This window comes from Desulfovibrio sp. 7SRBS1 (genome assembly GCF_049723905.1).
GTDB lineage: Bacteria > Desulfobacterota > Desulfovibrionia > Desulfovibrionales > Desulfovibrionaceae.
The window spans coordinates 1,141,761-1,164,726 of record NZ_JBJKFD010000001.1 but is presented as its reverse complement, the minus strand read 5'-3'; the positions used below and the strand labels follow the sequence as shown (position 1 = coordinate 1,164,726).

Here is a 22,966-nt window from a genome sequence, read left to right as displayed (position 1 = left end):
GTATTGTTATCTAAGCCCGAGTGAATTTGCGATATTTGATGCGATGGGGCTGTTCGGCTTCGGCACCGAGACGTTTTTTGCGGTCTTCGTCGTATTCGGTGAAGTTGCCGTCGAACCACACAACCTGACTATCGCCTTCAAAAGCCAGGATGTGGGTGGCGATGCGATCGAGGAACCAGCGGTCGTGGCTGATGACCATAGCGCAACCGGCATAGTTGAGCAGGGCTTCTTCCAGAGCGCGCATGGTGTTGACGTCGAGGTCGTTGGTCGGTTCGTCAAGCAGCAGGACGTTGGCTTCTTCCTTGAGCATCATGGCGAGGTGTACGCGGTTGCGTTCGCCGCCCGAGAGTACACCGACCTTTTTCTGCTGTTCTGCGCCGGTGAGGTTGAAGCGGGCAATGTAGGCCCGCGATTGAACTTCCCGGTTGCCCAGGCGGATGAGGTCCTGCTTGTTGCTGATAGCTTCCCATACAGTCTGGTCGGCATTCAGAGCGTCGCGGCTTTGGTCCACATGTGCCAATTTTACCGTGGGACCGAGACGCAGATTTCCTGAATCAGGTTCTTCCTGCCCGGTGATCATACGGAAAAGCGTGGTTTTACCTGCGCCGTTGGGACCGATGATGCCCACTATGGCACCTGCGGGAACCTTAAAGCTCATGTTGTCCACGATAAGGCGGTCGCTGAATCCTTTGGACACGTTTTCAAGTTCGATGACCAGATCGCCCAGACGCGGTCCCGGTGGAATGTAAATTTCCAAATCCGCGGCGTTGCGTTCGCTGTCCTGGCTGACGAGCTGTTCATACGCCTTGATGCGCGCCTTGCTTTTCTGGTGCCGGGCGCGTGGGGTCATGCGTATCCATTCGAGTTCCCGTTCCAGAGTTTTCTGGCGTTCGGTCTCGCTTTTTTCCTCGTTGGCCAGCCGGTTCTTTTTCTGATCCAGCCAGGAAGAATAGTTTCCTTTCCAGGGAATGCCGCGTCCGCGGTCGAGTTCCAGAATCCATCCGGCCACGTTGTCCAGAAAATAGCGGTCGTGTGTTACTGCGATAATGGTGCCGGGGTAGCTTTGCAGGTGTTGCTCCAGCCAGGCCACGGATTCGGCATCAAGGTGGTTGGTGGGTTCGTCCAGCAACAGGATGTCGGGTTGCTTGAGCAGCAGGCGACACAAGGCCACGCGGCGTTTTTCACCACCGGAGATGATATTCACCGGAGTGTCGGAAGGGGGGCAGCGCAAAGCATCCATGGCCATTTCCAGACGGGAATCGAGATCCCAGGCATTGTGATGGTCCAGCTGTTCCTGCACTTCGCCCTGTCGCGTGATGAGCTTGTCCATGGCGTCGTCGTCCATGGGCTCGGCGAATTTCATGTTGATTTCTTCGAATTCCTTAAGCAGGTCCACGACCTCCTGCACGCCTTCTTCCACAACTTCACGCACGGTGCGCGTTTCGTCTACCAGAGGTTCCTGCTCCAGGTAGCCGATAGTGAAGCCGGGGGCGCAGTCGGTACGCCCCTGAAAGTCCTGATCCACACCGGCCAGGATTTTGAGCAGCGAGCTTTTGCCTGATCCGTTCAGGCCGATAACGCCGATTTTGGCGCCGTAGAAGTAGGACAGATAGATGTCCTTCAATACCTGCTTCTGGCCGTGGTACTTGCTGACCCCGACCATGGAGTAGATGATCTTGTTTGGTTCGTCGCTCATTATGGATAGCTCCTTGTATGCACGTTTGGCAGATGAGTACCTGCGAATCCTACAGTAAGGCAAGAAATGGGAATAAAAGATGAACGTGAGTGCCCGAGAATGCCGGAAGAATAATCCGGCCGGAGATGGCACTCCGGCCGGGAAGAAGTCAGTGAAGGACTACCAGTCGGACCGGACCATTACGCCCTGGTCGCTCATGTATTTTTTGATTTCAGCCATTGTCCATTCGCCGTAGTGCACGATGGAAGCGATAAGTGCGGCACTTGCTCCGCCCTTTGTCACCGCGTCCACCATGTGCTGGGGATGGCCTGCACCACCCGAGGCAATGACGGGAATGTTCACGTTGTCACTGATAAGGCGTGTCAGGTTCAGCTCGTAGCCGTCCTTGGTGCCGTCGGCATCGATGGAGTTGATGCAGAGTTCTCCGGCTCCCAACGATTCGGCGGTTTGCGCCCATTCCAGAGCGTCCATGCCCATGTGTTTGCGGCCGCCATGAATGACGATTTCATAGCCGCTGGGGATGGCTTCGGATTTTTCAACCTGCTTGACGTCCATGCCCACGACCACGGATTGCGAACCGAATTGGGCCGCGCCCTGGCTGATGATATCGGGGTTCTTGACTGCACCGGAGTTGACCGAGACTTTTTCGGCTCCGGCCAGCAGAACGTCACGCATGTCGTCCAGCGTGTTGATGCCGCCGCCCACGGAAAAGGGGATGAAGATGGTGGAGGCAACGCGTTCGACCACGTCCAGAAAGATTCCGCGGCCTTCGTGCGAGGCAGTGATGTCGTAGAAGACTATTTCGTCCGCACCTTCTTGGAAGTAACGGGCAGCTGTTTCCACGGGATCGCCGATATCGACGTTGCCCTTGAACTTGACGCCCTTGGTCAGCCTGCCGTCGCGCACGTCCAGGCAGGGGATTACCCGCTTTTTAAGCACCGGCGGCCTCCTTGCAGTAATCGTTGAAATTTTTGAGGATTTGGAGGCCTGGCCGACCGCTTTTTTCGGGGTGGAACTGGGTTGCCCACAGTCCGGTGCGTCCATGAATGGAACAGAAAGGTCTGCCATAAGTGGTCGTGGCAATGACGTATTCGTCCACGGGCACCGGATAATAGGAGTGGACGAAATAAAATTCTGCTCCGCTTTCCAGCCCCTTGAGCAAGGGCGAATCGGGGCGGACGATATCGATGGAGTTCCAACCCATATGCGGCACGCGAATGGGGCGGCCCTCGTAATCGGTCCAACTTGGGTTGAACAGGGCGCATTCACCGGGGACAATGCCCATGGTCTTGGTGTCGTTTTCCGGCGAGTAGTCCAGGAGAATCTGGCAGCCTACACAGATGCCCAGAAGGGGTTTCTCCTTCCATATTTGTTCTTTGATGGTGTCGGACAGGCCGGTTTCATTCAGTTCATCCATGGCTTGGCCAGCAGCCCCGACTCCGGGGAAAATAATGCCGTCGCAGGCGTCTATCTGGTCCGCGTCGGCAGTGACGATATTGGGGACGCCCAGGTGGTCCAGGGCGCGGCGGACTGATGTTTGGTTGCCCGCCTTGTACTCAAGAATAGCCAGCATGCGGCGTGCTCTCCCGCTTGAAGGGTTTCCAACAGTTGCGATACGCTGCAAGAGCATATTTCAAGCAGCTTGGCAAGTATTTGAATGGAGAATGCCGGGACCGTCGTGGAATCAGGCTTTGCGCGACACGACGGTCCCGGAGAGATGACAGGGGAAGGGAACTATTTTTCGGGGGCAACCATATCCATGACTTCCACGAATTTTTCCTTGGGATAGGCGCCGCGAATGGAGACACCGTTTACGATGAAGCTGGGGGTGCCTCGAAAACCGAAGGAATCCGCTTCTTCAACGTCTTTTTTTATGTAACCGACAATTTTCGGGGACTTCACGTCCTTGGCAAGTCGGTCCATATCGAGGTCCAGCCCTTCAAGGATCTTATTCAGCTCGGCATCCTTTTCGGCAACGAGTTCGCTTTGGTTGTCGAATGCTTCTTTGTAGAACTCCCATGCCTTTTTACTGTCCTGGAGGGCAATGGCTTCGAAGGTACGGGCCAGCTTGGCGGAGAACTCATCGCGTACAAAATGCCTGAAGGCGTATTTGATGCGACCCGGATTTTCCTTGAGCAGTTCGGCAGTGGTTTTTGCTCCGCGCTTGCAGTAGGGGCAGAGGAAGTCCGAATAGGCGATGATTTCAACGGGAGCGTTGCTGGCGCCAAGGTAGGGACGTTCCATTGAAAATTCTGTTTTGAGCGGATTTTTCAGCTCTTTCTGCAAGCGGTTTTCTTCTGCAGATTTGCGTCTGGCATCAACGCCCTGTTCCACAATGTCCAGGACTTCCACTTTGTTATCACGCAGAATGTCCATTATCAGCTCGGGGTGCTGTGCCAAAGTATCTTTCAACTGGCTGTTGAACTCTTCCGGTGAAAGCTGGGCAGGGTTGGAATCTGCCGGTACATTTTTTTGGCAGCCGCAAAGGGCAAGCAGGCAGGTCAGGATGACAAAAATTTTTTTACTCATAAATCTAGGTCCTTGTCCGATGAAGTGAGCCCGGCTTTTGATCCTTTTGCCAGTTGGGGGGGAGGGAGGCCGGAGATGACGACGAATGCTAAACCCATCCGTATATAATGTCCATGGGGCCCGCACTGTAGGGACGGTTCAAAGGGGCCCGATGGGAACAGGCGGCTTTATCTCCACCCGCGGTTTATGTATTGTGGCGCGTCCGCGACAGCAATACTCGCGACACGAAGACGGTGGGCAGAGTCCGCCATACGTCATCAGAAGTGGCATGAATGTGTCTGAAAACTACGTATTGTTGATTTATGGTTTTCCGCAAAAACCGTAAATGTATTTTGCGGACATCAGGATAGACGCCCATGGCGCGTGCAGCGCGCACAACCGAGTGCGCCTGGCGAAATGTGAGTTCGTATTTCAAGGAGAACATATGATTATCGTCACCGGAGGCGCAGGGTTTATCGGCAGCGCCATGGTTTGGAAACTCAACACCATGGGTTTCGACAATATTCTCATTGTGGATAACCTCGGTCACGAGGAAAAGTGGAAGAATCTTACAGGACTGCGCTACTCGGATTATTTGCACCGCGACCAGTTGATGGTGGCGTTGGATCAGTCGGAGAAGAATCCCTTTGAAGGCCTGCAGGCGATTGTGCACATGGGAGCGTGTTCGTCCACCACGGAAACGGACGCTGAATTTCTCATGTCCAACAACTATCGTTTCAGCCAACTTCTGGCCAAGTTCAGCCTGCAGAACGGAGTCCGTTTCATCAATGCTTCCAGCGGCGCGACCTACGGCGACGGTTCGCAGGGATTTAACGATGACATCCAGACCATGCGGGTGCTCAAGCCCCTGAACATGTACGGATATTCCAAGCAATTGTTCGACCTTTGGGCATACCGCCAAGGTATTCTGCAGGCCCTGGTCAGCCTCAAGTTTTTCAATGTGTACGGCCCCAACGAATACCACAAGGGCGACATGATGAGCGTGGTCTGCAAGGCGCACAAGCAGATCACCGATACCGGCACGCTCAAGTTGTTCCGCTCCTATCGTGACGACTACGGCAACGGCGAGCAAAAGCGCGACTTCATTTATGTGAAGGATATTGTGGACGTGATGGCCTGGTTCCTGGAAAACCCACATGCCAACGGTGTGTTCAACGTGGGCACGGGCAAGGCGCGCACCTGGAATGATCTCGCCAATGCGGTTTTTGCAGCCATGGGACGTGAGCCGAAAATCGAGTATATCGACATGCCGGACCATTTGCGTGAAAAATATCAGTACTTTACCCAGGCTCCCGTGGACAAGCTGCGTAGCGCTGGCTACAAGGCCGAGTTCACCCCCCTGGAGCAGGGCGTGCGGGACTATGTGGTCAACTACCTGAACAAGGACGATCCATACATGGATACCTACGGCGACTAATGCCGTGTCTGTAATCACCTAGGGTATCTGCCTCAAGGTATGTGAGGACAAGTTTTCTGCAACTCTTGTCCTTATAAAGTGCGCCCCAGTTTGTAATAAAGGCCCCGGATTTCCGGGGCTTTTCATTTTATGCGCCATGGAAAGCGCAGCAGTCTTATCTTCCGCCCGCTTTGGTAAATTTGACATGCCCTCGTCATATGGTTGCTATACCTCGTTTTTATTGTGCTCCGGCTATAGAAAACGATATTTCTTTGGAAAGATGTGCGCGAAATGATATTTTAGGCAAAATGGGGGCGGGATGAATGTAGCGGATAGTAATTTCGAGGGGCTCAAACGCAGCGACATGACACGGGCTGTCCACGCCAAGACAGTGCAGGAATATATAGACGAGACCCCGTATTGGGCGGACGGGACGGTTGCCCCTTCAATCCCCATGACCAAGATGCAGTGGCGCATCTGGGCCTTGGCCTCGGCAGGCAAATTTTTTGAAGGGCTTGTGGTCTTTATTACCGGTGTGGCTTTGCCGCTCATCGTCAAGGAGTTTCAGCTCGGCGCGTTGGAAAAGGGTATAGTGGGGGCGGCGCCCTTGTTGGGTATTTTGGTCGGGGCCACGGCATTGGGCAGCTTGTCCGATCATTACGGTCGCAAGCGTATGTTTATTGCGGAGATGGTTATCTTTGTTCTTTGTCTCGCCTTGCTGGTGATGTCTCCCGGGTATTTCTGGCTGCTTGTTTTTCTCTTCGGCATGGGAACCGCGTTGGGATGCGACTACCCCACGGCGCACATGGTGATTTTCGAGAGCATCCCCAGTACGGACCGGGGCAAGCTTGTGCTGAGCGCGTTTGCGTTCCAGGCAGTGGGGGCCATTGCGGGCACGGCTGTCGGGTTTCTGATTCTTTATAATAACCCCACCTTGGGGGCTTGGCGCTGGATGTACGCCACTGCAATAATCCCGGCCGTTCTGGTAACTGTCGGGCGGTTTTTCATTCCGGACAGCAGTCACTGGCTTGTCTCCAAAGGGCGCATACGCGAGGCGGAACAAGCCATCAAAAAATTGCTGTTTCGCGCTCCCCTGTATCCCACTAATATTTCACTGGCCTTGCCGGAGAGTCGCAACAGCAGACAGACGTCTTCCAGCAGAGGATACGCGGAATTGTTTCGGAACGGCAACAGACGGGCTACCATTTTGGCGGCTGTCCCCTGGTTTCTGCAGGATCTGGGAACCTACGGTATCGGCATCTTCACTCCAACCATTCTGGCAACGGTTCTGGGGCACAAGGCCCAGCACGCCCGCAACCTCGCTGATATCATTTGCAACGACATGCTGGCTGCCAAAGGCGCGGCTGTCATCGACATGCTTCTGTTGTTCGGCATCGTCGCCGCCGTGCTGCTGGTAGATCGCGTAGGGCGCATCCGGCTGCAGATTTTCGGTTTTATAGGTTGTGCTGTCGGCCTTTTTCTGGCGTCCATGTCCATAGATACTCATGGGAGTGAAAAGATGTTTTTTCTTTTCACTGGCTTCATGCTTTTCAGCTTTATGACCAACATCGGTCCCAATGCCATGACGTATCTGCTGGCCGGGGAAGTTTTTCCCACTCATGTCCGGGGTAAGGGAGCCGGGTTTACCGCGTCTGCTGCCAAAATGGGAGCGGTGCTTACCGCGTTTTTGTTTCCGGTTCTGCTAAAGGATATCGGAACGCAGACTCTTCTGTATATTTTGGTGGGCACGTCCCTTGTGGGGGCGTTCATCACCTGGAGGTTCGGCATCGAAACCAAGGGTGTGAGTCTGGAAAGTATTGGCGGGCAGCATCCAGACACGTAGGCAAAAAGCAGCTTCTGCCAGGATGCTGTTTTATTGAGGTTCAAAATACAAACGCCCCATCCGTAGATAACGGGTGGGGCGTTTGTATTTAAAATGCGATTTGTTACTTGCGTTTGAAAAGTCGTTCCAGCTCCTTTTCGCCAAAGCGAACCAGGGCCGGGCGGCCATGAGGGCAATATTCCTTGTCCTGCGTGGTGCTCCATGTCTCCAAGAGGGCCAACGCTTCATCCAGGGCCAATTCGTCGCCTGCCTTGATGGCGGCCTTGCAGGAAAGCATTATCCAGATGTCCCGGATGTCCGTGGCCTGCTCCGAAAGCACGGAACGCAGATATTCCAGAGCCTTTCCCGGTTCCAGGCTGGGCGGAACGCCCGTTACCTGAAGGCTTTTTTCCGTGGTTTCTCCAAAGGTGAAACCGACGGATTTGAGCCGCCCCCAGATTTCTTCCAACCGGGAGCGTTCGCTGGGATGCAGGGGCATGTCCATGGGAATGGCCAGGGGGTGCGAATTGCCGTGTTCGCCCCTTTGGCGCATGGCCTCGTAGAGCACTCGTTCGTGCGCAGCATGTTGGTCCAGCAGCCCGAGACTGCCATCCGGCAGGCGCAAAATAAGGTAGGTTCCGGCAATCTGCCCCAAGTAGGCCATGCCGTTTACCACGCGTTCACGATGCTCACCAAATATTTGAGCCGGACGGGAGGGAGCTGTATCCTGGAAATCCGGTGTCCTCGGAATATTCTGTTGAATATTGGGAGCATCGTTGCTTGCCAAAAAGTCTGTTGTTTCTTCTGCAACTCCCGATGAGAGCCCACGTGTTGCTTCCCTGGAGGTAGATGAACGTCCAGACAGTCCGGGAAAGGGAGATGTGGAAGGGGACGGCGTCAGTGGCAGACGGCCCGGTTCCTTGAACTCCTTGTAGGTGGGGAATTTGGGAGACAGAGGGAGGCTTTCACTGGCAGGATGTTCTGTTGCGCGTTGATCGGGCTGAATTCCCGAATGCAATGCGGTGGACGGGAGCCCTTCGTATTCCATTTCCCGGCCCATGCCTTCGGATCGTTCCAGGGCGGACAGAACAGCGGCCCGGATAAGGCCGAAAACCTCGCGTTCGTAGCGGAAGCGTACTTCCATTTTTGCCGGATGCACATTGACGTCCACGTCCGTGGGCGAAAGCTCCAGAAAAAGGACGATCTGCGGATATTCCCGGGCCAGCAGCCGGCCCTTGTAGGCATCGCGTGCGGCCTGCAGCAGAATTTTGTCGGCCACGGGGCGGTTGTTGACGAAAAACAACATGCGGTCGGCTCTGCCCTGGGCCTTCATGGGAGAACCGGCAAGCCCGTGGGCACGCATGTCCTCGCGTGTGAGATCAAAGGGGGTGAGCTCTTCGCACAAAGCCGGAGGCCAAGCCAGGGACAGGCGGTCTATCAATGATTGTCCCGGCGGAAAGTCGAACAGCTGGCGACCATTTGATGTAAAGCTGAACCCTGCATGCGGCGCGCCCAATGCCAGACGGAACAGCGCATCATGGCAGCGCTTGGCTTCAGTTGGCTCGGTCTTGAGAAATTTCAGTCGGGCCGGAACATTGGCGAAGAGGTCGTGAACCTCAACGATGGTTCCCGGACGCATGGCAGTAGGCCGCACCGGGGAGAGGGAACCAAATTCAACACTCAGTTCTGCACCTTCTTCGGCGTCGTGCGGGCGGGAGGCAATGCGAAAGCGTGAAACCGAACAGACGCTGGCCAGGGCCTCGCCTCTAAAACCAAGGCTTTGGATACGGCTCAGGTCGGGCAGGGATGCGATCTTGCTGGTGGCGTGGCGTGTGACGGCCAGCTCCAGCTGGTCTGGAACAATACCGTAGCCGTTGTCGACCATTCGGATGAGCGACTGCCCCCCGTGTTCGATGTTCACTGCAATGGAATCGGCTCCCGCGTCCAGGCTGTTTTCCGCCATTTCCTTGATGACGCTGGCCGGGCGTTCCACCACCTCACCGGCTGCTATTTGGTTGGCCAGTTCGGGCGGCAGCGGGCGGATGGCTCGTTGCTGGGCCATTTTAAAGCCCCATGGCCGGTGTGTTGAAGCCCATGATGGTGAACCAGATGGAGATCTGCGTATCGTAGCGCGTGTCGGCATAACGAAGGCTGAAATCATAGCATTGGTGGCGATAGGTCAGGATCAGCTCTTTGGTTACGTCGTGATCTTCAAAAATATCCACCTGATAGCGACCAGCCAGCAGGAAACTGTAGGGCAGAGTCAGGTGTGCCCGCATATCCAGCATATTTAATTCCTGTGTGCGTTGGCGGTCATATTCGTCGACGGGTCTGTAATAGGTATAACCCAACGAGAAAACGCCCACTTTGGGATACGTCAGGCTGGTGTAAAATTCCTGCTGTGTCAGTGCGTCTTCATAAAAGGAGAAGTACGACTTGGAGTTAAGAGCGATGTACTGCCACGGGCTGATGGTTACATGTCCCAGCAGGTCGCTGAACGGACGGCGTTTGTATTCATCGAGTTCCTCGGTCCGTTCGGCTTCTCGAATGTTGAAGGCCTGTTCCAGGCGCACACGGAGGAATTCGTTGTAACGCGAACTTTGGGTGAACTCCGTGCCCTTGCTGCCGGGTACTTTGGTGACCGCCACACGTTTTCTGCTCAGATAGTTGATAAGAGAGTAACGGAGTTCGTGACGGGCATTTATCCGGTCGGGCCTGTCGGTTCCGTCAAGCTGGCCGGGGTTGGAAAAGTCCGGATATTCTTCCTGATCCAGAAAGGGGACGTAGTTGTATTCCAGGCGCGGCTGAATGGCATGGCGCATTTCCGTCCATGCGGCTTTCCCTGCATTGGCCTTTACCGGGCGCAGAGAGCTGTGGTCATAGTCCAGCCCGAACACGCGGAATATTTCCGAAAAAGCGGTAATGTTCACGTCGGGCAGGCCGCGGCTCAGATATTCATCGTTCGAGCGTCCGGCCGGATTGTCTTCATAATCCATGGCCCAGGATGTCTGCCGCCATCCCACGGTGGGGATGATGCTGCCGTAGGTATTCGTCAGGGGCAGGCTGACCTTGGGGTGGATGTCGAACCGCGCGCCATTATTGCCATAGCGGCGGTAGAAATAGGCCAGCCCGGCGTCTCCTTCAAATTCCAAAGGCGTGTCGAGCAGTTGCTGCTTGTAGGCGTAGGCAGTCACTTCGGGCAGCGTCTGGGCCGTCGGGTTTTTATCAACGGGCAGGTTGCCGTTCATGTATTCAAAATTCTGTGTCCACTGTGCCTTGACGTTTACGGCCCAGGCTGCATCCCAGGCTCGGGTAATCAGCAGGGAGGATGTACGTTCCTTGGCATCCTGGACATCCATTCCCCGGCCGAATCTGTCCAAAAAGGACTGGCGCACCAGGTCGTAATCGGAGTGCCCAAGTGTAAAGGTGCGCAGGTAGTCCTGGTCCGAAGCATAGTCCAGGTCGAACTTCATTTTTATCTTGGGGTCGACCAGCCAGCCATCGTATTTTCCGCGCAGCCAGTAGCGGTTGTGGTTGGAGCGTACAAGCCCGTCGCCGGTAAACTGGTCGTCCTCGGAACCAAAAGTAGGAGCCGTCACTTTGTCGTACAACCAGTCGAACTGCCAAATACCCTGGGTTTCGGCGTCCGTGGCAATTCGGTATTCCAGCCCACCCATGTCGCCGCGTTTGTCCATGAACGTGCCGTACAGGGTGGCGTCCTGCTCCTCGTTGATGGCCCAATACAGCGGTTGGCTGTAATATGTTCCCAACCGGCTGGACGAACCGAACTCGGGAAAGAGCAGCCCGGATTCACGGTCGTTTTTGATGGGGACCGTGGCCCACGGTGAGTAAAGGATGGGGACGTTTTTGACCCGGAATCTGGGGTTCCACAGGGTGGCGTATCCATCCATTGTCAGGTCACCGCTGTCCACGCGGATGGACCATGCCGGGCGGTCGCCTTTGCAGGACGTAATCTCGGCATTGTGAAACGTGTAGGTTTGGGTGCCTGTTTTTTCTATGTGCTCGCCCTGAATGATAACATGCGGCCCTCTGGCAAAAATGACGCCGTTGGTAAGTTTCCCGCGTTTGGATTGCAGGTCGAATTCCGCCTTTTCCGCGTACATCTCGTAATCGTCCCAGCGCCCGCGTACGTGTCCTTCCAGATAAACCCATCCGTTGGAGCTATAGTAGCGTGCTTTGTCTGCCTGCAGAAAGTTGTGGTCGGCAATATTTTTTTCAGTAACTTTTTCCTTCGGCCTGGCCTGAATGAGGGTGGCATTGCCGGTTGCCACGATGATTTCCGATTTGCTGTTTCCGTGCAGGTCGTCGGCAAAGAGCCGCCATTGGCTGATCTGCTGCGTGGCTTTTCCCGGTGCGGCCTTTTTCTTGGCTGGAAGTGTTGTCGGAGAAGGGGCTGCGGTTGCTTCAAAAGGGCAGGCAAATGCCAGCAGGAGAAGCGACAAAAGGAATATCGAAAGAGGCTTTCGGACTTGTTCGGTCATTATGGTCTGTGTACGGGGGTGCAAGGCGTGTGTTCTCCGGTAGAGGCCGGTCAGGATTCATAAATATTGATCGGTCCGGTGATAGCACACAACACTTCCGTACCACAAGAATGGGAACGGGCTTGAGTGGCGGGAAAAACACATTAAAATACCATGGAGGCACTTCCGGGTTTTGCTGGCAACAACACGAGTGAAACCTAAACCATGCGAGCCCGACATGACGAAATCCACACGATCATCCATTCATCGATGAGAACAAAGAATTACGGGGTCCTTGACATGGGGCCGCATAAGAAAATCTGGGAAAGTTCCGGCCTAGACAGGTGCTGTTTTTTGGGTTCTCTGTCTGGTCTTCGGAGCGAACGCCACTTGTAAGGCAAATCCAGGTCAATGTGGCTTACAGGTGGTTCCCCGGCTTGGGGGGCAGGACAAGGTGACTGATGTCGGTTCGGACTCATGGAGCTGGGGGGCAGGACATGGAAATGAATTCGTTCCAAAAGCACTCCCCACTTCTTTTGACGTGGGGAGTGCAATAGATCAGTGTCCGTACGGTTTGTGCGGCCTTGGGTGTCGTTGGATTATGACCGTTTTATTCGTTGATTTGAAAGGTCATGGTGGTCAGCAGGTATGTTTCGTCGCACTCTTTGCTGTTAGGGTAGGGCTTTTTATATTCTGCCTCGGCAAACCAGTACCCGGCCTTCAGCGGGATGATGTCGATTTTTCCCCGCAGATCGGTGCGGCCTGAAAATGCCTTGCTTTCCCCCTCGGAAAATCCCCCAAAAGTAGCCGTGACCAGGACCGTCTTGGCAGGTTTTCCGTCCACCAGCACTTGGACCGGGAGCTTGCCGCCGGGCTTTACAGTAGACGGATTGACCAATGGGATAATTTCCATACGCAGGCCGGTGGGTTTGCTGAAAAAGGAATTGTCGCCATCTGTTCCTGTGGGCGGAATCGCCTTGGCATACATGCCGACATGCTCACAATAGTTTGCTTCGGGCATTTGGAGACGGGTCTTCATATCCCATCCGTCCGGCCCCTTGGACCAGAAAGTGAGCTTGTACGAGCCAATAGCCATGTAGTTACTCAAGTTTTTGTCGGCTTGTCCCACATAGTGGTAGTTTGGTCCCTGTTGCTTGATTTCAATTTCGCCTTGCGGGCTCAGCAGATGTGGGGCTTCAAAAAGGTGTATCCTTTTGGAGGGGATGTCTTCTGGAGTGGGGAAGTCGTGCCCGTACCCGATGTCAACCTGGGCACTGCCCGTATCGGAAACCTGGGAGTTCAACCAGAAATCGTGCGCAAATGCATTGCTTCCAAACGTCAGAAAGAGGGCAAGAGCTGCAAAGAGAATTCTTGTCATTTCGTGTTCCTTTGTTGAGCTGTTAGTGTGTGAGAATTTGAATTCAGCCGTTTTGTGTCCTTTCAATTGAAGCTAGGTTTGCAAGGACAGGTTGCGATATTGAGATTCATTTTCAAATAAAGAATGGTGTGTCAAGAAAATAATTTAAATAATCGGCTATGAGATAAACGTTTCAGCGCCTACCTGATAATGAAATGCACCGCGGCTGCTATAAATAGTCGGGCCTGAAATATCTCTAGTGGATTGATTTTTATTAACAATTCTCCTTGTACAATGTAGTATTTTCGACCAGAGAACGTTGTGAATTCGTATAAAACCGGTCGAAATGATGCAGCGAATGGCGGGAGAATCATGAGGGCAAAACCCAAAAAACAGCCGCAGGGTACGTTCCTTTACCCAGACCTTCTGGACCAGCTCAATCCGAAGGCTCCGCTCCTTCAATTGGCGAGGAGAATTCCCTGGGGGCGATTCGAGGAGGAGTTCGCCGGACTCTACAGCGACCAAGGTCGGCCAGCCAAGCCGACCCGGCTAATGGTCGGGCTGATGCTGCTCAAGCAGTTGGAGAATCTGAGCGACGAACGGGTCGTGGAGGCATGGACGCAAAATCCCTACTACCAGGCGTTTTGCGGTATGACCGAGTTCCAGTGGAAGCTGCCTTGCGATCCCACGGATTTGATCTATTTCCGCAAGCGCATTGGCGAGGACGGGGCACGACTGATTTTCGAGGTCTCCGTGGAACTGCACGGTGATGACGCCAAAGAACGAGAGATCACGGTGGATACCACGGTCCAGGAAAAGAACGTAACCTTTCCTACCGACCTGAAGCTTTTGACCAAAGTCATCGAGGGCTGCCGTAAGATCGCGGACAGCGAAGGCGTCGGTCTACGCCGCAGCTTCAAGCGCACGCTCCCCAAGCTTCGGCTGAAACGGATGAAGATGGCCAAAAAGGCGAGGAAGATGCGGACAATGGCTGGTGCCTTGATCCGTGAACTCCGGCGCAAATTGCCGGGCGAAGCCCTGGGCCGCCACCAGGAGCGACTTGACCTGTACGAGCGGGTCAAGGACCAGAAACGAAGCGACAAGAATAAGGTCTACAGCCTACACGAACCCGATATTCTCTGCATCTCCAAGGGTAAAGCGCACAAGCAGTACGAGTTCGGGCGCAAGGCGTCCATCGCGGTCACAAAAACTACGGGTATCATCGTCGGCGCGATGTCGTTCAACGAGAACGTCTACGACGGCCATACGTTGCCGGATGTCCTCGAACAGTGTTGGGAGGTCACCGGGGTCTGTCCGTCCATGGCGATCTGCGACCGAGGCTACAGGGGCCTGAATCAGGTCGGTGACACGCAAATCCTCATCCCAAAGCCTCCGAAGAAGAAGGACACACCGTACCAGCGCCTTATGGCGCGGCTCCGCTTCCGCCGTCGGGCGGCTATCGAGCCGGTGATCGGCCATCTCAAACACGATCACCGCATGGCCCGGAGCTATCTCAAGGGCGCGGTCGGCGACGCCATTAACTTGTTTATGGCCGCAGCGGCGTTCAACTTCAGGAAGTGGATGCGGAAAATCGGAGAGTTTTTTGCGCTCTTGGCGTTTCTGCTCCTCGGCAAAGACTCAAGCCGACGGCTGGCGGAAAATGTGGCGTAGAAGCTGAAACGGGTTTTTCAGGCCTGACTAAATAAACCCCACCTCAAAAAGAAGTGGGGTTTGCTAGCGATCTGAGCCGGGGCTCGCCCCGGTTTGGGAAAACAAAAGAAACGTTGGAATTGAAACTAGGCGTCCAATGCCAGCATGGGTTCAATGATCTTCTGGACGAACTTGGCTGTCTCGGATTCGGGATACACCTTGACGTAGGAGAAGCCCTCGTCGCCAGCCCGGGCCATATCCGGGTCAAAGGGGATGCGGCCCAGATAGTTGATGCCCGTCTCCAGGGAAAGCTTTTCGCCCGCCCCCGTGTTGAAGACCTTATGTTCGGCACCACATTCAGGACAAACAAAACCGCTCATGTTTTCTACCAAACCAAGGATGGGAGTTTCCACCTGCTTGCAGAATGTAATGGAGCGGCGGACGTCGTCGATTGCCAGCAGCTGTGGCGTGGTGACGATGACAGCTTTGGAGTCCTTGCCCAGCAGCTGCAGGGCACTCAAGGGTTCGTCGCCGGTTCCGGGAGGGCAGTCGACGATCAGGTAATCAAGATCGCCCCACGAAACATTTTGAATGAACTGGCGAATAACGCCCATCTTAACCGGACCACGCCAGATAACAGCGTCCGAATCGGAAGGCAGCAGAAAGCCCATGGACATAACCCACAGGTTCTTGCTCCACTGAATCGGCTCCATGCTGTCCTGGTCCACCTGAGGCTGTTGTCCCTTCAGGCTCAAAAGACGGGGGATGGACGGACCATGCACGTCCACGTCCAGCAATCCCACGCGTTTGCCCGCGTTAGCCAAAGAGACGGCAATATTGGCAGAAACCGTGCTCTTGCCCACGCCGCCTTTGCCGGAAAGCACGACAATCTTATGTTTAATGCGGCTCAGCCGATTTTCCAGTTCGATGTCTTCAGGCTTTTTCCCGCATGCCTCTTGCTGTTCGCTCGTGCAGCCGCCCTGTTGGGAGCAGCTTTTACAGCTTTCGCTCATATTGAATTCCTCCTGTGTGATGCCGCGGCGTTCAAGTCCGGCCATGCGGCGGAACCTTTGAGTCAGGGATTTTTGCGCGCCGGAATGGGCAACATAATACCATTCTTTCCCAGGTCAACCCGTTCAGGCGGATGAAAAATCCGTACAGCCTTCGTTGTTGTGGTGTCGGCGAACCCTCGCGTATGTAAGAATACGCTTCGGAACCGCCGTCATCCTCTCGCCTTGGCTGTTCGTTTTTTGCTCCGCCTGAATTTTTTGCTTACTGAAAAATCCGTACAGCCTTCGTTGTTGCGGTGTCGGCGAACCCTCGCGTATGTAAGAATACGCTTCGGAACCGCCGTCATCCTCTCGCCTTGGCTGTTCGTTTTTTGCTCCGCCTGAATTTTTTGCTTACTGAAAAATCCGCACAGCCTTCGCTGTTACGGTGTCGGCGAACCCTCGCGTATGTAAGAATACGCTTCGGAACCGCCGTCATCCTCTCGTTCATCTGACTTTATAGAAAGCTTCATGCGGTCCTTAAAAGAGAAAAGTGCCGCAAACGTTACTACTTCCAGGCGTGAAGGGGAGAAGGCTTTTGTATTGATTCAGGTAAATTTATTCTCTGCCTGAACCTAACCAGCCCGGCCATGGTGTGAGCATGGTCGGGCTGGCCGTGTTGTGTGACGGAGCACCTATGGCCGGTATTGGTTCGCAGGGCACCGGGCCGTATTTGACCCTGAAATGTTGTCTACCAGTGTCCCTGCTTGTCTGCTTCGTCGGCTTTGGCAAGCTTGCCGTCCTTGTACGCTGCAATGGCCTCGGAAACACTCCCTTCGGTAAACAGGTAAATTTCCACTCCGCCTTTTTGCAGAGCCATGAAAGCCTTGGGACCCATATGGCCTGTTATGACGGCCTTGGCTCCTGCCATGGCAACGTTTTGGGCTGTCTGCAGACCTGCGCCTTGGGCAAGCGTCAGATTTTGTTTGTTGTCGGCCCAGGATTGTTCTTTGGTTTCCGTATCGTAGATGACAAATCCGGCGGTACGTCCGAAGCGGGGATCGACCGGGGATTCCAGAGAATTGCTCTGGGAGGAGATGGCGATTCGCATGGATTTACTCCTTAAAGTGTTGCATTCGGGAGAGGATGAGACCTTGGCCCTTGCTTCTGCACAGTCCGCGTTGACGACGGACGTTTCTACAGCCGGGCATGACCAAACTGTCCAAGGTGTTTGCGCCAAAGGCTTCAAGCACCCGTTCTATGGAGCCGCCCACCCAGGGGGTGACGTGCAGGCCGGACGATTCCAGACAGTTTCTGGTTCGTCCGCACATTGCTCCGCATATTAAAAGATCTGCCCCGCAGGCCAAAGTGGCGGATATTGTATCCGTTGGGTCCTTTGAGGGAAGGGGGAGGTGGCCCGCGGGGCGAATTTCATTGTCGCATACATCGTATAGCCGAAGCTCCGAGGCATTCTCGAAGACCGCGGCCAGCCGGGTTTCAAAACATGCCAGACAGACTCGCATCAGCTTTACGCCTTGTTTTGGGGGTTATCGTCGTCCATTATGCATGGCATAATGCATAGGGAATGCCAGATTTTTAATGCCTTGGAATGTTAAGGAAAAGATTGAAATCGAAGAGGGGAGAAGTAAAGAGAGGAAGAAAAAAACGCCTTGTGCTGTTCTTGGTAGGGCGATTTATGCGCCCATGGCTCTTGCGTTACATTTCACTGCATTTGTTCAACAGCCGACGCAGGGTATCTTTGGTGATGCCCAGTTCCCGGCAGGTCTGCATACGTTTGCCCTGATTGCGCACCAGAGCATCCTGAACAGCCCGGCATTTGATTTCTTCCATGGTCAGAGCACCCGTCTTGTGGGGGGCATTTGAAGAGGAAGTCGCATCTGTGGGGCGGAGGTGCTCCGGGAGATGCTCCAACTGGATAAAGCCGCCAGGGCAGAGAATAAAGGCGAATTCAAGGATGTTTTCCAGCTCACGCACATTCCCGGGAAAGTCGTGGTGCATGAGCACGTGCATGACGTCTTCGCCCACGCCCTGAATGTTCTTGCCTGTGGTGGCATTAAGCTTTTTGCGGAAATGGTTGATCAGCAGCGGAATGTCTTCTGGGCGTTGCGAAAGAGGAGGCAAACGGAACATGACCACGTTCAGGCGATAATAGAGGTCGCGGCGGAACGTACCTTCCTCCACGTCTTTTTCAAGGTCCCGGTTGGTGGCGGCAATGACTCGGGCATCGGTCTCCACGGGTTTTACCGCACCTAACGGTTCAAATTGTTTTTCCTGGAGAACGCGCAGCAGTTTGACCTGCAGGTGTTGCGGCATCTCGCCTATTTCGTCCAGAAAAATAGTTCCCCCGGCAGCAAGTTCAAAGCGGCCGGGTTTGTCGGTCTTGGCGTCAGTGAAAGCACCGGCTTTGTAGCCGAAGAGCTCTGATTCCAGCAGGTTCTCCGGAAGCGCTCCGCAGTTTACTGCAACAAAAGGACCTTTATTGCGGTTGCTTTGAGTGTGGATGGCTCGGGCAAAGAGTTCCTTCCCTGTGCCGGATTCGCCCAGCAGGAGCACCGGTGCGTCGCTTTTCGCCACCTGGGGGATGATGGAAAAGATTTTGGTAAGGGCCGGACTTTTGCTGACAATGTCTTCAAACGTATAGGAACCTTCCATTTCCTTGCGCATCATGTGCAGTTCGGTCAGATCGCGGAAGGTTTCCACACCGCCGATGCAATTTCCGTCTGCATCCAGAAGTGGCGCGGCGCTGATGGAAATGGGGACTTTTTCCCCCTCGGCATTGACGATGAATATGGACTGGCTGCCCACGCGTTGTCCCGTTCCCATACTGGCACGCAGAGGACAGGCCCCATCGCAGACGCTGGAATGAAGAACTTCCCAGCATTTGCGCCCAAGGGCCTCGTCCTCGGCAATACCTGTAATGCGGCTGGCGGCCTTGTTGAAAAAGGTCACGTTCCAGTCCAGGTCCACGGTGAAGACACCGTCGGCCAGACTGTCCAAAATGACCTGAAAGGCCGCAGGACCGGGAAAGGGCATTATTATCTCCCGACTACTTGCTACGTTTGGCGGATACAGCCTGACGGAGCCAGTCGTACCACTTGTCCAGCCCTTCGTTGGCTCGGCACGATACGGGAAAGACTTCGATGTCCTTGTTCAATGCCTTGGTATGGGCCGTGGCTTTATCCAGGTCAAAGTCCACATAGGGCAGCAGGTCGGTCTTGTTGAGCAGCATGACTGCGGAAATATGGAAGAGCAGGGGATATTTTTCCGGCTTGTCGTCGCCTTCGGTTACGGACAGCAGAGCGACATTGTAGTCTTCGCCCACGGAAAATTCGGCCGGACAAACCAGGTTGCCCACGTTTTCCACAAACATGATGTCCAGCCCTTCCAGGTCGATGTTTTCCAGGGCCTGCATAACCATGGTTCCGTCCAGGTGGCAGCCGCCTTCGGTGTTGATCTGCACGGCCTGTGCTCCCGTGGCGGCCACGCGTTGGGCATCATTGTCCGTCTGCAGATCGCCTTCAATAACTGCCATCTTGAACTCGCCCGCCAGGTCGGTGAGGGTGCGTTCCAGCAGACTGGTTTTTCCGGCACCAGGGGAACTCATCAGGTTCAGGGCCAGGATGCCCTTTTCATCAAAAATTTTTTTGAGCTGTTTGGAGATGCGGTCGTTAGCTTCCAGAATATTACGAACAACGGGGATTTTCATGCTCTCTCCTGTGTTTCCTGTGCCGGGCGGGTGCCCGCACCGAACTTCTTGTCGCCAGTCTGTATCTGACGGCGCAAGGCGCTATTCGGCTTCTATGTGTTTGATGTAAAGTTCCCTGCCCTGAAGAACTTCATGTCCGAATTGTTCTCCACATTCGGGACAGGGGGCCACGGCGGCGGCCAGGGATTCCGGGAAAAATTCTCTTTTGCATCCGCCGCATCGCAATTTGAGCGGCAGTTCTTCGGCTATCAGCTTTGCGCCGTCGAACTCGGAGTCCAAAGTAAGTGCTTCCCAGGCAAATTCAAGTGCCTCGGGCACAATATTGGTTAGTCCGCCGTAGACGATAGTTGCGGAAGTCAGCTTTTCCACCCGGTGTGTCGCCATCTCCCGCCCGATGATGTTCAGCAGTTCCTGAACTATGGACATTTCATGCATGGGACAAGGTTTCTACTGTAAATACCAAGGTGCGTAAAGCGGGTACTGAATTTGTATTGCATCCTCGCAAAGGCGGAAACATGAGTTTAAAAGGAAAAAATGAGTTCGGCCGATAAGAAAAACGCCTGAACGGGTGAGTCCGTCCAGGCGTTCGGGATATTTTTAACGACGAAGTTGACGCCGTATGCCCTGCTTTAGCAGGAGCATCCGGAGCAGCCGCCGGAGCAACTTCCGCCACTGGGAAGTTCCAGGCTGGAAAGCACCTGGAAGCCCATGGGGCCGATGTCCAGAGTCAGAGGCTTGGCTTGGTCGTACAGTTCTTTGTCCATAACAAAGGTGATGCCGTTGACTTCACCTTGTTCGTCAGTGTCGTTGGGTTCGTCCAGGGCCAAGGCAAGGCTGGCACCGGAGCAGCCGGAAGCGAGAAAAATGCGGATCGGAGCTTTTTCCTTGTCCGCAAAATACTTTTCGATTTCTTCACGTGCTGTATCTGTCATTTCGAGCATTCTTCCCTCCAAGTTTTTCAATTTTATCTACGGGTAAGACCGAAGAAAGAATGTGTCAATGGTAGAAATTGAAATAACCTATGGGAAAAGGGAGCGCTGATTGTCCAGACTCACGATGCGGCTGGTGGATTGAGCCAGTTCTCTCGTGTCGTGGGTGACATGCAGCAAGGTGGTTTTGTAGCGGGCCAGGAGGCTCTCGGTCAGGTCGCGCAATTCTTCCCTCAGCGAAGGATCCAGGCCGGTGAACGGTTCGTCGAAAAGCAGCAGGTCGGGGTGTATGGCAAAGGCTCTGGCAAGGGATACGCGTTGACGCATGCCTCCGGAAAGGGTCCCCGGATATTTGTCTGCATGCTGATCCAGGTGCATGTCTTTCAGACATGTTTGCCCTCGGTCGATTGCCTGCTTGCGAGGGACTCCCCGTGCCAGAAGAGGGAGCATTACGTTGGCGAGTACGTTTTTCCAGGGCAACAGGCGGGGTTCCTGAAATACGTAGGCAAGCCGACAGGCAGCGCAATGGACGCGCCCGGATGCGGGGCGGAGCAGTCCGGCAGCCATACGGAGCAGGCTGGATTTGCCTGCGCCGCTCGGCCCCACCAGGCCGACGGCTTCCCCGGGGGCAAGGTGGAGTGAAAAATTGTTCAGAATCGTGCACTCGGCATAGGCTATTGTAATGTTGTCAAAAACAAGGATGTCTTTCATATGCGCCATTTTTCGGAAAAACGTTGTAATGGGCGGACAATGCCGGATTCCACCAGTCCGACGATGAGCAGACTCAGCAGCACATAGGCATAGAGCTGCGGCGTGTCGAGGTTTGTTCGGGCTTCGGCCAGCCCCCTGCCCAGTCCTTGTATGGCGCCGAGCACTTCGGCAAGGATGACAATGCGCACACTGTTTCCCGTGGCAATGACCAAGCTTGAAACAAGCGGTGCGGCAATGGCCATGAGTTGGATATGGCGAATGCGCATGGCGGTGGAAAAACGATAGACTGCGGCCATTTCCAAAAGTTCTTTATCCATGGCGGCCATGCCTTCGACCACGCCCACGTAAATGATGGGAGTAAGCATGGTTGCCGCTATGGAGACGACCATGCGTGTTCCCATGCCGAACCAGAGCATTGCCACCATGACCACCACCACGGCGGGGATACTGGTGAATATCCAGCGAAACGGTTCCAGTATCAGCCGAACCGGGCGGTACAGGCCCGCCGCGATGCCCAGGCAGATCCCCGCGATAATGGCCATTCCAAGCCCCATGGCAATACGTCCGAGGCTTATCAGTAATTGACCGTTCAGGAAATCCGGGCTGCACAGAAGACGCCACAGGGCGTCCAGGGTTTGAGCCGGAGAAGCGACCACCAGCGGGGGAAAAAACTGGGCGGACACCTGCCAGAGCAGGAACGGGCCGAGAAGGAATATTCCGGCTCCGGTCAAACGGCGTATAACCGGGCTTCGGCGTACACGTTTGCGGGAAAAGGGTTGTAAATGTCTCATTGCTTGGGAATCCAGAACGTGTCGTCGGGCATGCGTCCGCCTATGGAGCTCGGGTTGCTCTCGAACATGCGCCGGAGCAGGAACATGGCCGAGCGTTTCCCTGTATCGTATTCCACCAGCGAGGAGGCGGCCGTTTCCTGGTCGTAGCGGTTCAACTGGCGGGCGAGTGCAGGGAAAATCCGGTCTGCCTGTTGACGGGCGGTGTCCTGATTTTCCAAGACCCAGCCAAACGCCTGGGCGAAAGCCTGCCCTATGGAGGCGACGGCTGTGGCGTTATGGGCCAAGTCGCCGAGTACACCGATTGCCGTAACCAGGCGGGGAGCTTCGGGAAAGGCCGTAGCCCAGGCCTGGTTGATGTCGATGCTTTTGTGCAGCGGGGTATTTGTTTCGCGGGAGCGCAGGCAGGCCAGGGTTGCGGCCGGTTCGCTGAGGTAGGCGTCGGTTCCCTTGCCCAGCAGGAGAAGCTGGACGGCTTCCATGGCACTGCCGGTATAGCGCAGGCGCATGTCTTTTTCTGGATCGAGCCCCGAGGCTTCAACCAGAGTCCTGACGACGACTCCGGGCATCTCTCCCGGTCCGAATGGCAACAACAGAGTCCTGTTGCGCAGGGCCGCGATTGTCGGAGTTGCCCCATTTGGGGGGGAAGCGGAGGAAACTATCCAGCCGGGAGGAGAGGCCAGGGCCGCGATGCGTACGTCCATCCCTTTGGCATGCAGGGTGGCCAGAGTGGAGATGGTGGCAATGACGACGTCGGTTTGGCCTCCGGTGATCATGGCACGCAATTGGTCCGGAGATACCCAGGGGACCATGCGGCAAGCGTCGGCGATACCGGGCAGTGGTGCTTCGCTTGCGGCCATATGGACCAGGGGGAGGCTGTCGGCCACCGGG

19 protein-coding genes and 2 pseudogenes are annotated in these 22,966 nt (G+C 54.9%); 4 read left to right on the top strand and 17 right to left on the bottom strand.

Annotated features, from left to right (window positions below):
- Positions 1–10: 10 nt before the first annotated feature.
- The 4 genes from ettA to ACI0FJ_RS05580 all read right to left on the bottom strand — a co-directional run bounded on the left by ettA (position 11) and on the right by ACI0FJ_RS05580 (position 4,225).
- A complete protein-coding gene (ettA, locus tag ACI0FJ_RS05595) occupies positions 11–1,696 on the bottom strand; it encodes an energy-dependent translational throttle protein EttA (protein WP_424300141.1) in 1,686 nt (561 codons plus the stop codon).
- A gap of 159 nt (positions 1,697–1,855) precedes the next feature.
- The gene (gene hisF, locus ACI0FJ_RS05590) at positions 1,856–2,635 is read right to left on the bottom strand and encodes an imidazole glycerol phosphate synthase subunit HisF (protein ID WP_424300138.1); all 780 of its coding nucleotides are present in this window, start codon (positions 2,633–2,635) and stop codon (positions 1,856–1,858) included.
- Positions 2,628–3,269, bottom strand: a complete 642-nt coding sequence (gene hisH, locus ACI0FJ_RS05585; protein ID WP_424300135.1) for an imidazole glycerol phosphate synthase subunit HisH — start codon at positions 3,267–3,269, stop codon at positions 2,628–2,630. The genes hisF and hisH overlap by 8 nt, the downstream gene beginning before the upstream one ends.
- Positions 3,270–3,430: 161 nt before the next feature.
- Positions 3,431–4,225 (bottom strand): DsbA family protein, encoded by a 795-nt coding sequence (locus ACI0FJ_RS05580; protein ID WP_424300132.1) that lies wholly within the window; start codon positions 4,223–4,225, stop codon positions 3,431–3,433.
- A 424-nt stretch (positions 4,226–4,649) separates the two neighbouring features.
- Here ACI0FJ_RS05580 and rfaD point away from each other — a divergent pair, with 424 nt between their 5' ends.
- Complete coding sequence (rfaD, locus tag ACI0FJ_RS05575; protein WP_424300129.1) at positions 4,650–5,642, top strand: ADP-glyceromanno-heptose 6-epimerase; 993 nt, start codon at positions 4,650–4,652, stop codon at positions 5,640–5,642.
- A 298-nt stretch (positions 5,643–5,940) separates the two neighbouring features.
- Positions 5,941–7,464 (top strand): MFS transporter, encoded by a 1,524-nt coding sequence (locus ACI0FJ_RS05570; RefSeq protein ID WP_424300126.1) that lies wholly within the window; start codon positions 5,941–5,943, stop codon positions 7,462–7,464.
- A gap of 103 nt (positions 7,465–7,567) precedes the next feature.
- On the opposite strand, the gene mutL is transcribed toward ACI0FJ_RS05570, so the two are convergent.
- Both mutL and ACI0FJ_RS05560 read right to left on the bottom strand, forming a co-directional pair.
- Entirely contained in the window at positions 7,568–9,505 is a 1,938-nt protein-coding gene (mutL, locus tag ACI0FJ_RS05565) for a DNA mismatch repair endonuclease MutL (RefSeq protein ID WP_424300123.1), read from the bottom strand.
- A 1-nt stretch (position 9,506) separates the two neighbouring features.
- Positions 9,507–11,969 carry an LPS-assembly protein LptD gene (locus ACI0FJ_RS05560; RefSeq protein ID WP_424300120.1) on the bottom strand — a complete coding sequence of 821 codons (2,463 nt, stop codon included), beginning with the start codon at positions 11,967–11,969 and terminating at the stop codon, positions 9,507–9,509.
- A gap of 306 nt (positions 11,970–12,275) precedes the next feature.
- On the opposite strand from ACI0FJ_RS05560, the pseudogene ACI0FJ_RS05555 reads away from it, so the two are divergent.
- Positions 12,276–12,367: pseudogene (locus ACI0FJ_RS05555) on the top strand (transposase); the annotation flags it as partial.
- A 167-nt stretch (positions 12,368–12,534) separates the two neighbouring features.
- On the opposite strand, the gene ACI0FJ_RS05550 reads toward ACI0FJ_RS05555, so the two are convergent.
- The gene (locus ACI0FJ_RS05550; RefSeq protein ID WP_424300117.1) at positions 12,535–13,302 is read right to left on the bottom strand and encodes a DUF4198 domain-containing protein; all 768 of its coding nucleotides are present in this window, start codon (positions 13,300–13,302) and stop codon (positions 12,535–12,537) included.
- A gap of 351 nt (positions 13,303–13,653) precedes the next feature.
- Here ACI0FJ_RS05550 and ACI0FJ_RS05545 point away from each other — a divergent pair.
- Positions 13,654–14,868, top strand: a pseudogene (locus tag ACI0FJ_RS05545) (IS5 family transposase); the annotation flags it as partial.
- A gap of 209 nt (positions 14,869–15,077) precedes the next feature.
- Here ACI0FJ_RS05545 and ACI0FJ_RS05540 read toward each other — a convergent pair.
- The 10 genes from ACI0FJ_RS05540 to ACI0FJ_RS05495 form a co-directional block, all read right to left on the bottom strand.
- Complete coding sequence (locus ACI0FJ_RS05540) at positions 15,078–15,944, bottom strand: P-loop NTPase (protein ID WP_424300114.1); 867 nt, start codon at positions 15,942–15,944, stop codon at positions 15,078–15,080.
- Positions 15,945–16,671: 727 nt separating this feature from the next.
- Positions 16,672–17,031, bottom strand: a complete 360-nt coding sequence (locus ACI0FJ_RS05535; protein WP_424300111.1) for a NifB/NifX family molybdenum-iron cluster-binding protein — start codon at positions 17,029–17,031, stop codon at positions 16,672–16,674.
- 4 nt (positions 17,032–17,035) lie between these two features.
- Complete coding sequence (locus ACI0FJ_RS05530; RefSeq protein ID WP_424300108.1) at positions 17,036–17,443, bottom strand: NifB/NifX family molybdenum-iron cluster-binding protein; 408 nt, start codon at positions 17,441–17,443, stop codon at positions 17,036–17,038.
- Between the two features lie 193 nt (positions 17,444–17,636).
- Positions 17,637–18,974, bottom strand: coding sequence for a sigma-54 interaction domain-containing protein (locus tag ACI0FJ_RS05525; protein ID WP_424300105.1), 1,338 nt, complete (start codon positions 18,972–18,974; stop codon positions 17,637–17,639).
- A gap of 13 nt (positions 18,975–18,987) precedes the next feature.
- Positions 18,988–19,647 (bottom strand): hydrogenase nickel incorporation protein HypB, encoded by a 660-nt coding sequence (hypB, locus tag ACI0FJ_RS05520; RefSeq protein WP_424300102.1) that lies wholly within the window; start codon positions 19,645–19,647, stop codon positions 18,988–18,990.
- 81 nt (positions 19,648–19,728) lie between these two features.
- A complete protein-coding gene (locus ACI0FJ_RS05515; protein ID WP_424300099.1) occupies positions 19,729–20,082 on the bottom strand; it encodes a hydrogenase maturation nickel metallochaperone HypA in 354 nt (117 codons plus the stop codon).
- A gap of 194 nt (positions 20,083–20,276) precedes the next feature.
- Positions 20,277–20,588: an IscA/HesB family protein gene (locus ACI0FJ_RS05510; protein ID WP_424300096.1), complete on the bottom strand. Its 312-nt coding sequence runs from the start codon at positions 20,586–20,588 to the stop codon at positions 20,277–20,279.
- Between the two features lie 78 nt (positions 20,589–20,666).
- Positions 20,667–21,287 carry an ABC transporter ATP-binding protein gene (locus tag ACI0FJ_RS05505; protein WP_424300093.1) on the bottom strand — a complete coding sequence of 207 codons (621 nt, stop codon included), beginning with the start codon at positions 21,285–21,287 and terminating at the stop codon, positions 20,667–20,669.
- A complete protein-coding gene (locus tag ACI0FJ_RS05500; protein ID WP_424300090.1) occupies positions 21,284–22,078 on the bottom strand; it encodes an ABC transporter permease in 795 nt (264 codons plus the stop codon). Before ACI0FJ_RS05500 ends, ACI0FJ_RS05505 begins: the two co-directional genes overlap by 4 nt.
- The gene (locus tag ACI0FJ_RS05495) at positions 22,075–22,962 is read right to left on the bottom strand and encodes a hypothetical protein (RefSeq protein WP_424300087.1); all 888 of its coding nucleotides are present in this window, start codon (positions 22,960–22,962) and stop codon (positions 22,075–22,077) included. Before ACI0FJ_RS05495 ends, ACI0FJ_RS05500 begins: the two co-directional genes overlap by 4 nt.
- Positions 22,963–22,966: the final 4 nt, after the last annotated feature.

Excerpts from the sequence above, each read along its gene's own strand:
- ettA (WP_424300141.1), bottom strand. The coding sequence starts at position 1,696 with ATGAGCGACGAACCAAACAAGATCATCTACTCCATGGTCGGGGTCAGC.
- hisH (WP_424300135.1), bottom strand. The coding sequence starts at position 3,269 with ATGCTGGCTATTCTTGAGTACAAGGCGGGCAACCAAACATCAGTCCGC.
- ACI0FJ_RS05580 (WP_424300132.1), bottom strand. The coding sequence starts at position 4,225 with ATGAGTAAAAAAATTTTTGTCATCCTGACCTGCCTGCTTGCCCTTTGC.
- rfaD (WP_424300129.1), top strand. The coding sequence starts at position 4,650 with ATGATTATCGTCACCGGAGGCGCAGGGTTTATCGGCAGCGCCATGGTT.
- ACI0FJ_RS05570 (WP_424300126.1), top strand. The coding sequence starts at position 5,941 with ATGAATGTAGCGGATAGTAATTTCGAGGGGCTCAAACGCAGCGACATG.
- mutL (WP_424300123.1), bottom strand. The coding sequence starts at position 9,505 with ATGGCCCAGCAACGAGCCATCCGCCCGCTGCCGCCCGAACTGGCCAAC.
- ACI0FJ_RS05550 (WP_424300117.1), bottom strand. The coding sequence starts at position 13,302 with ATGACAAGAATTCTCTTTGCAGCTCTTGCCCTCTTTCTGACGTTTGGA.
- ACI0FJ_RS05540 (WP_424300114.1), bottom strand. The coding sequence starts at position 15,944 with ATGAGCGAAAGCTGTAAAAGCTGCTCCCAACAGGGCGGCTGCACGAGC.
- ACI0FJ_RS05535 (WP_424300111.1), bottom strand. The coding sequence starts at position 17,031 with ATGCGAATCGCCATCTCCTCCCAGAGCAATTCTCTGGAATCCCCGGTC.
- ACI0FJ_RS05530 (WP_424300108.1), bottom strand. The coding sequence starts at position 17,443 with ATGCGAGTCTGTCTGGCATGTTTTGAAACCCGGCTGGCCGCGGTCTTC.
- ACI0FJ_RS05525 (WP_424300105.1), bottom strand. The coding sequence starts at position 18,974 with ATGCCCTTTCCCGGTCCTGCGGCCTTTCAGGTCATTTTGGACAGTCTG.
- hypB (WP_424300102.1), bottom strand. The coding sequence starts at position 19,647 with ATGAAAATCCCCGTTGTTCGTAATATTCTGGAAGCTAACGACCGCATC.
- ACI0FJ_RS05515 (WP_424300099.1), bottom strand. The coding sequence starts at position 20,082 with ATGCATGAAATGTCCATAGTTCAGGAACTGCTGAACATCATCGGGCGG.
- ACI0FJ_RS05510 (WP_424300096.1), bottom strand. The coding sequence starts at position 20,588 with ATGCTCGAAATGACAGATACAGCACGTGAAGAAATCGAAAAGTATTTT.
- ACI0FJ_RS05505 (WP_424300093.1), bottom strand. The coding sequence starts at position 21,287 with ATGAAAGACATCCTTGTTTTTGACAACATTACAATAGCCTATGCCGAG.
- ACI0FJ_RS05500 (WP_424300090.1), bottom strand. The coding sequence starts at position 22,078 with ATGAGACATTTACAACCCTTTTCCCGCAAACGTGTACGCCGAAGCCCG.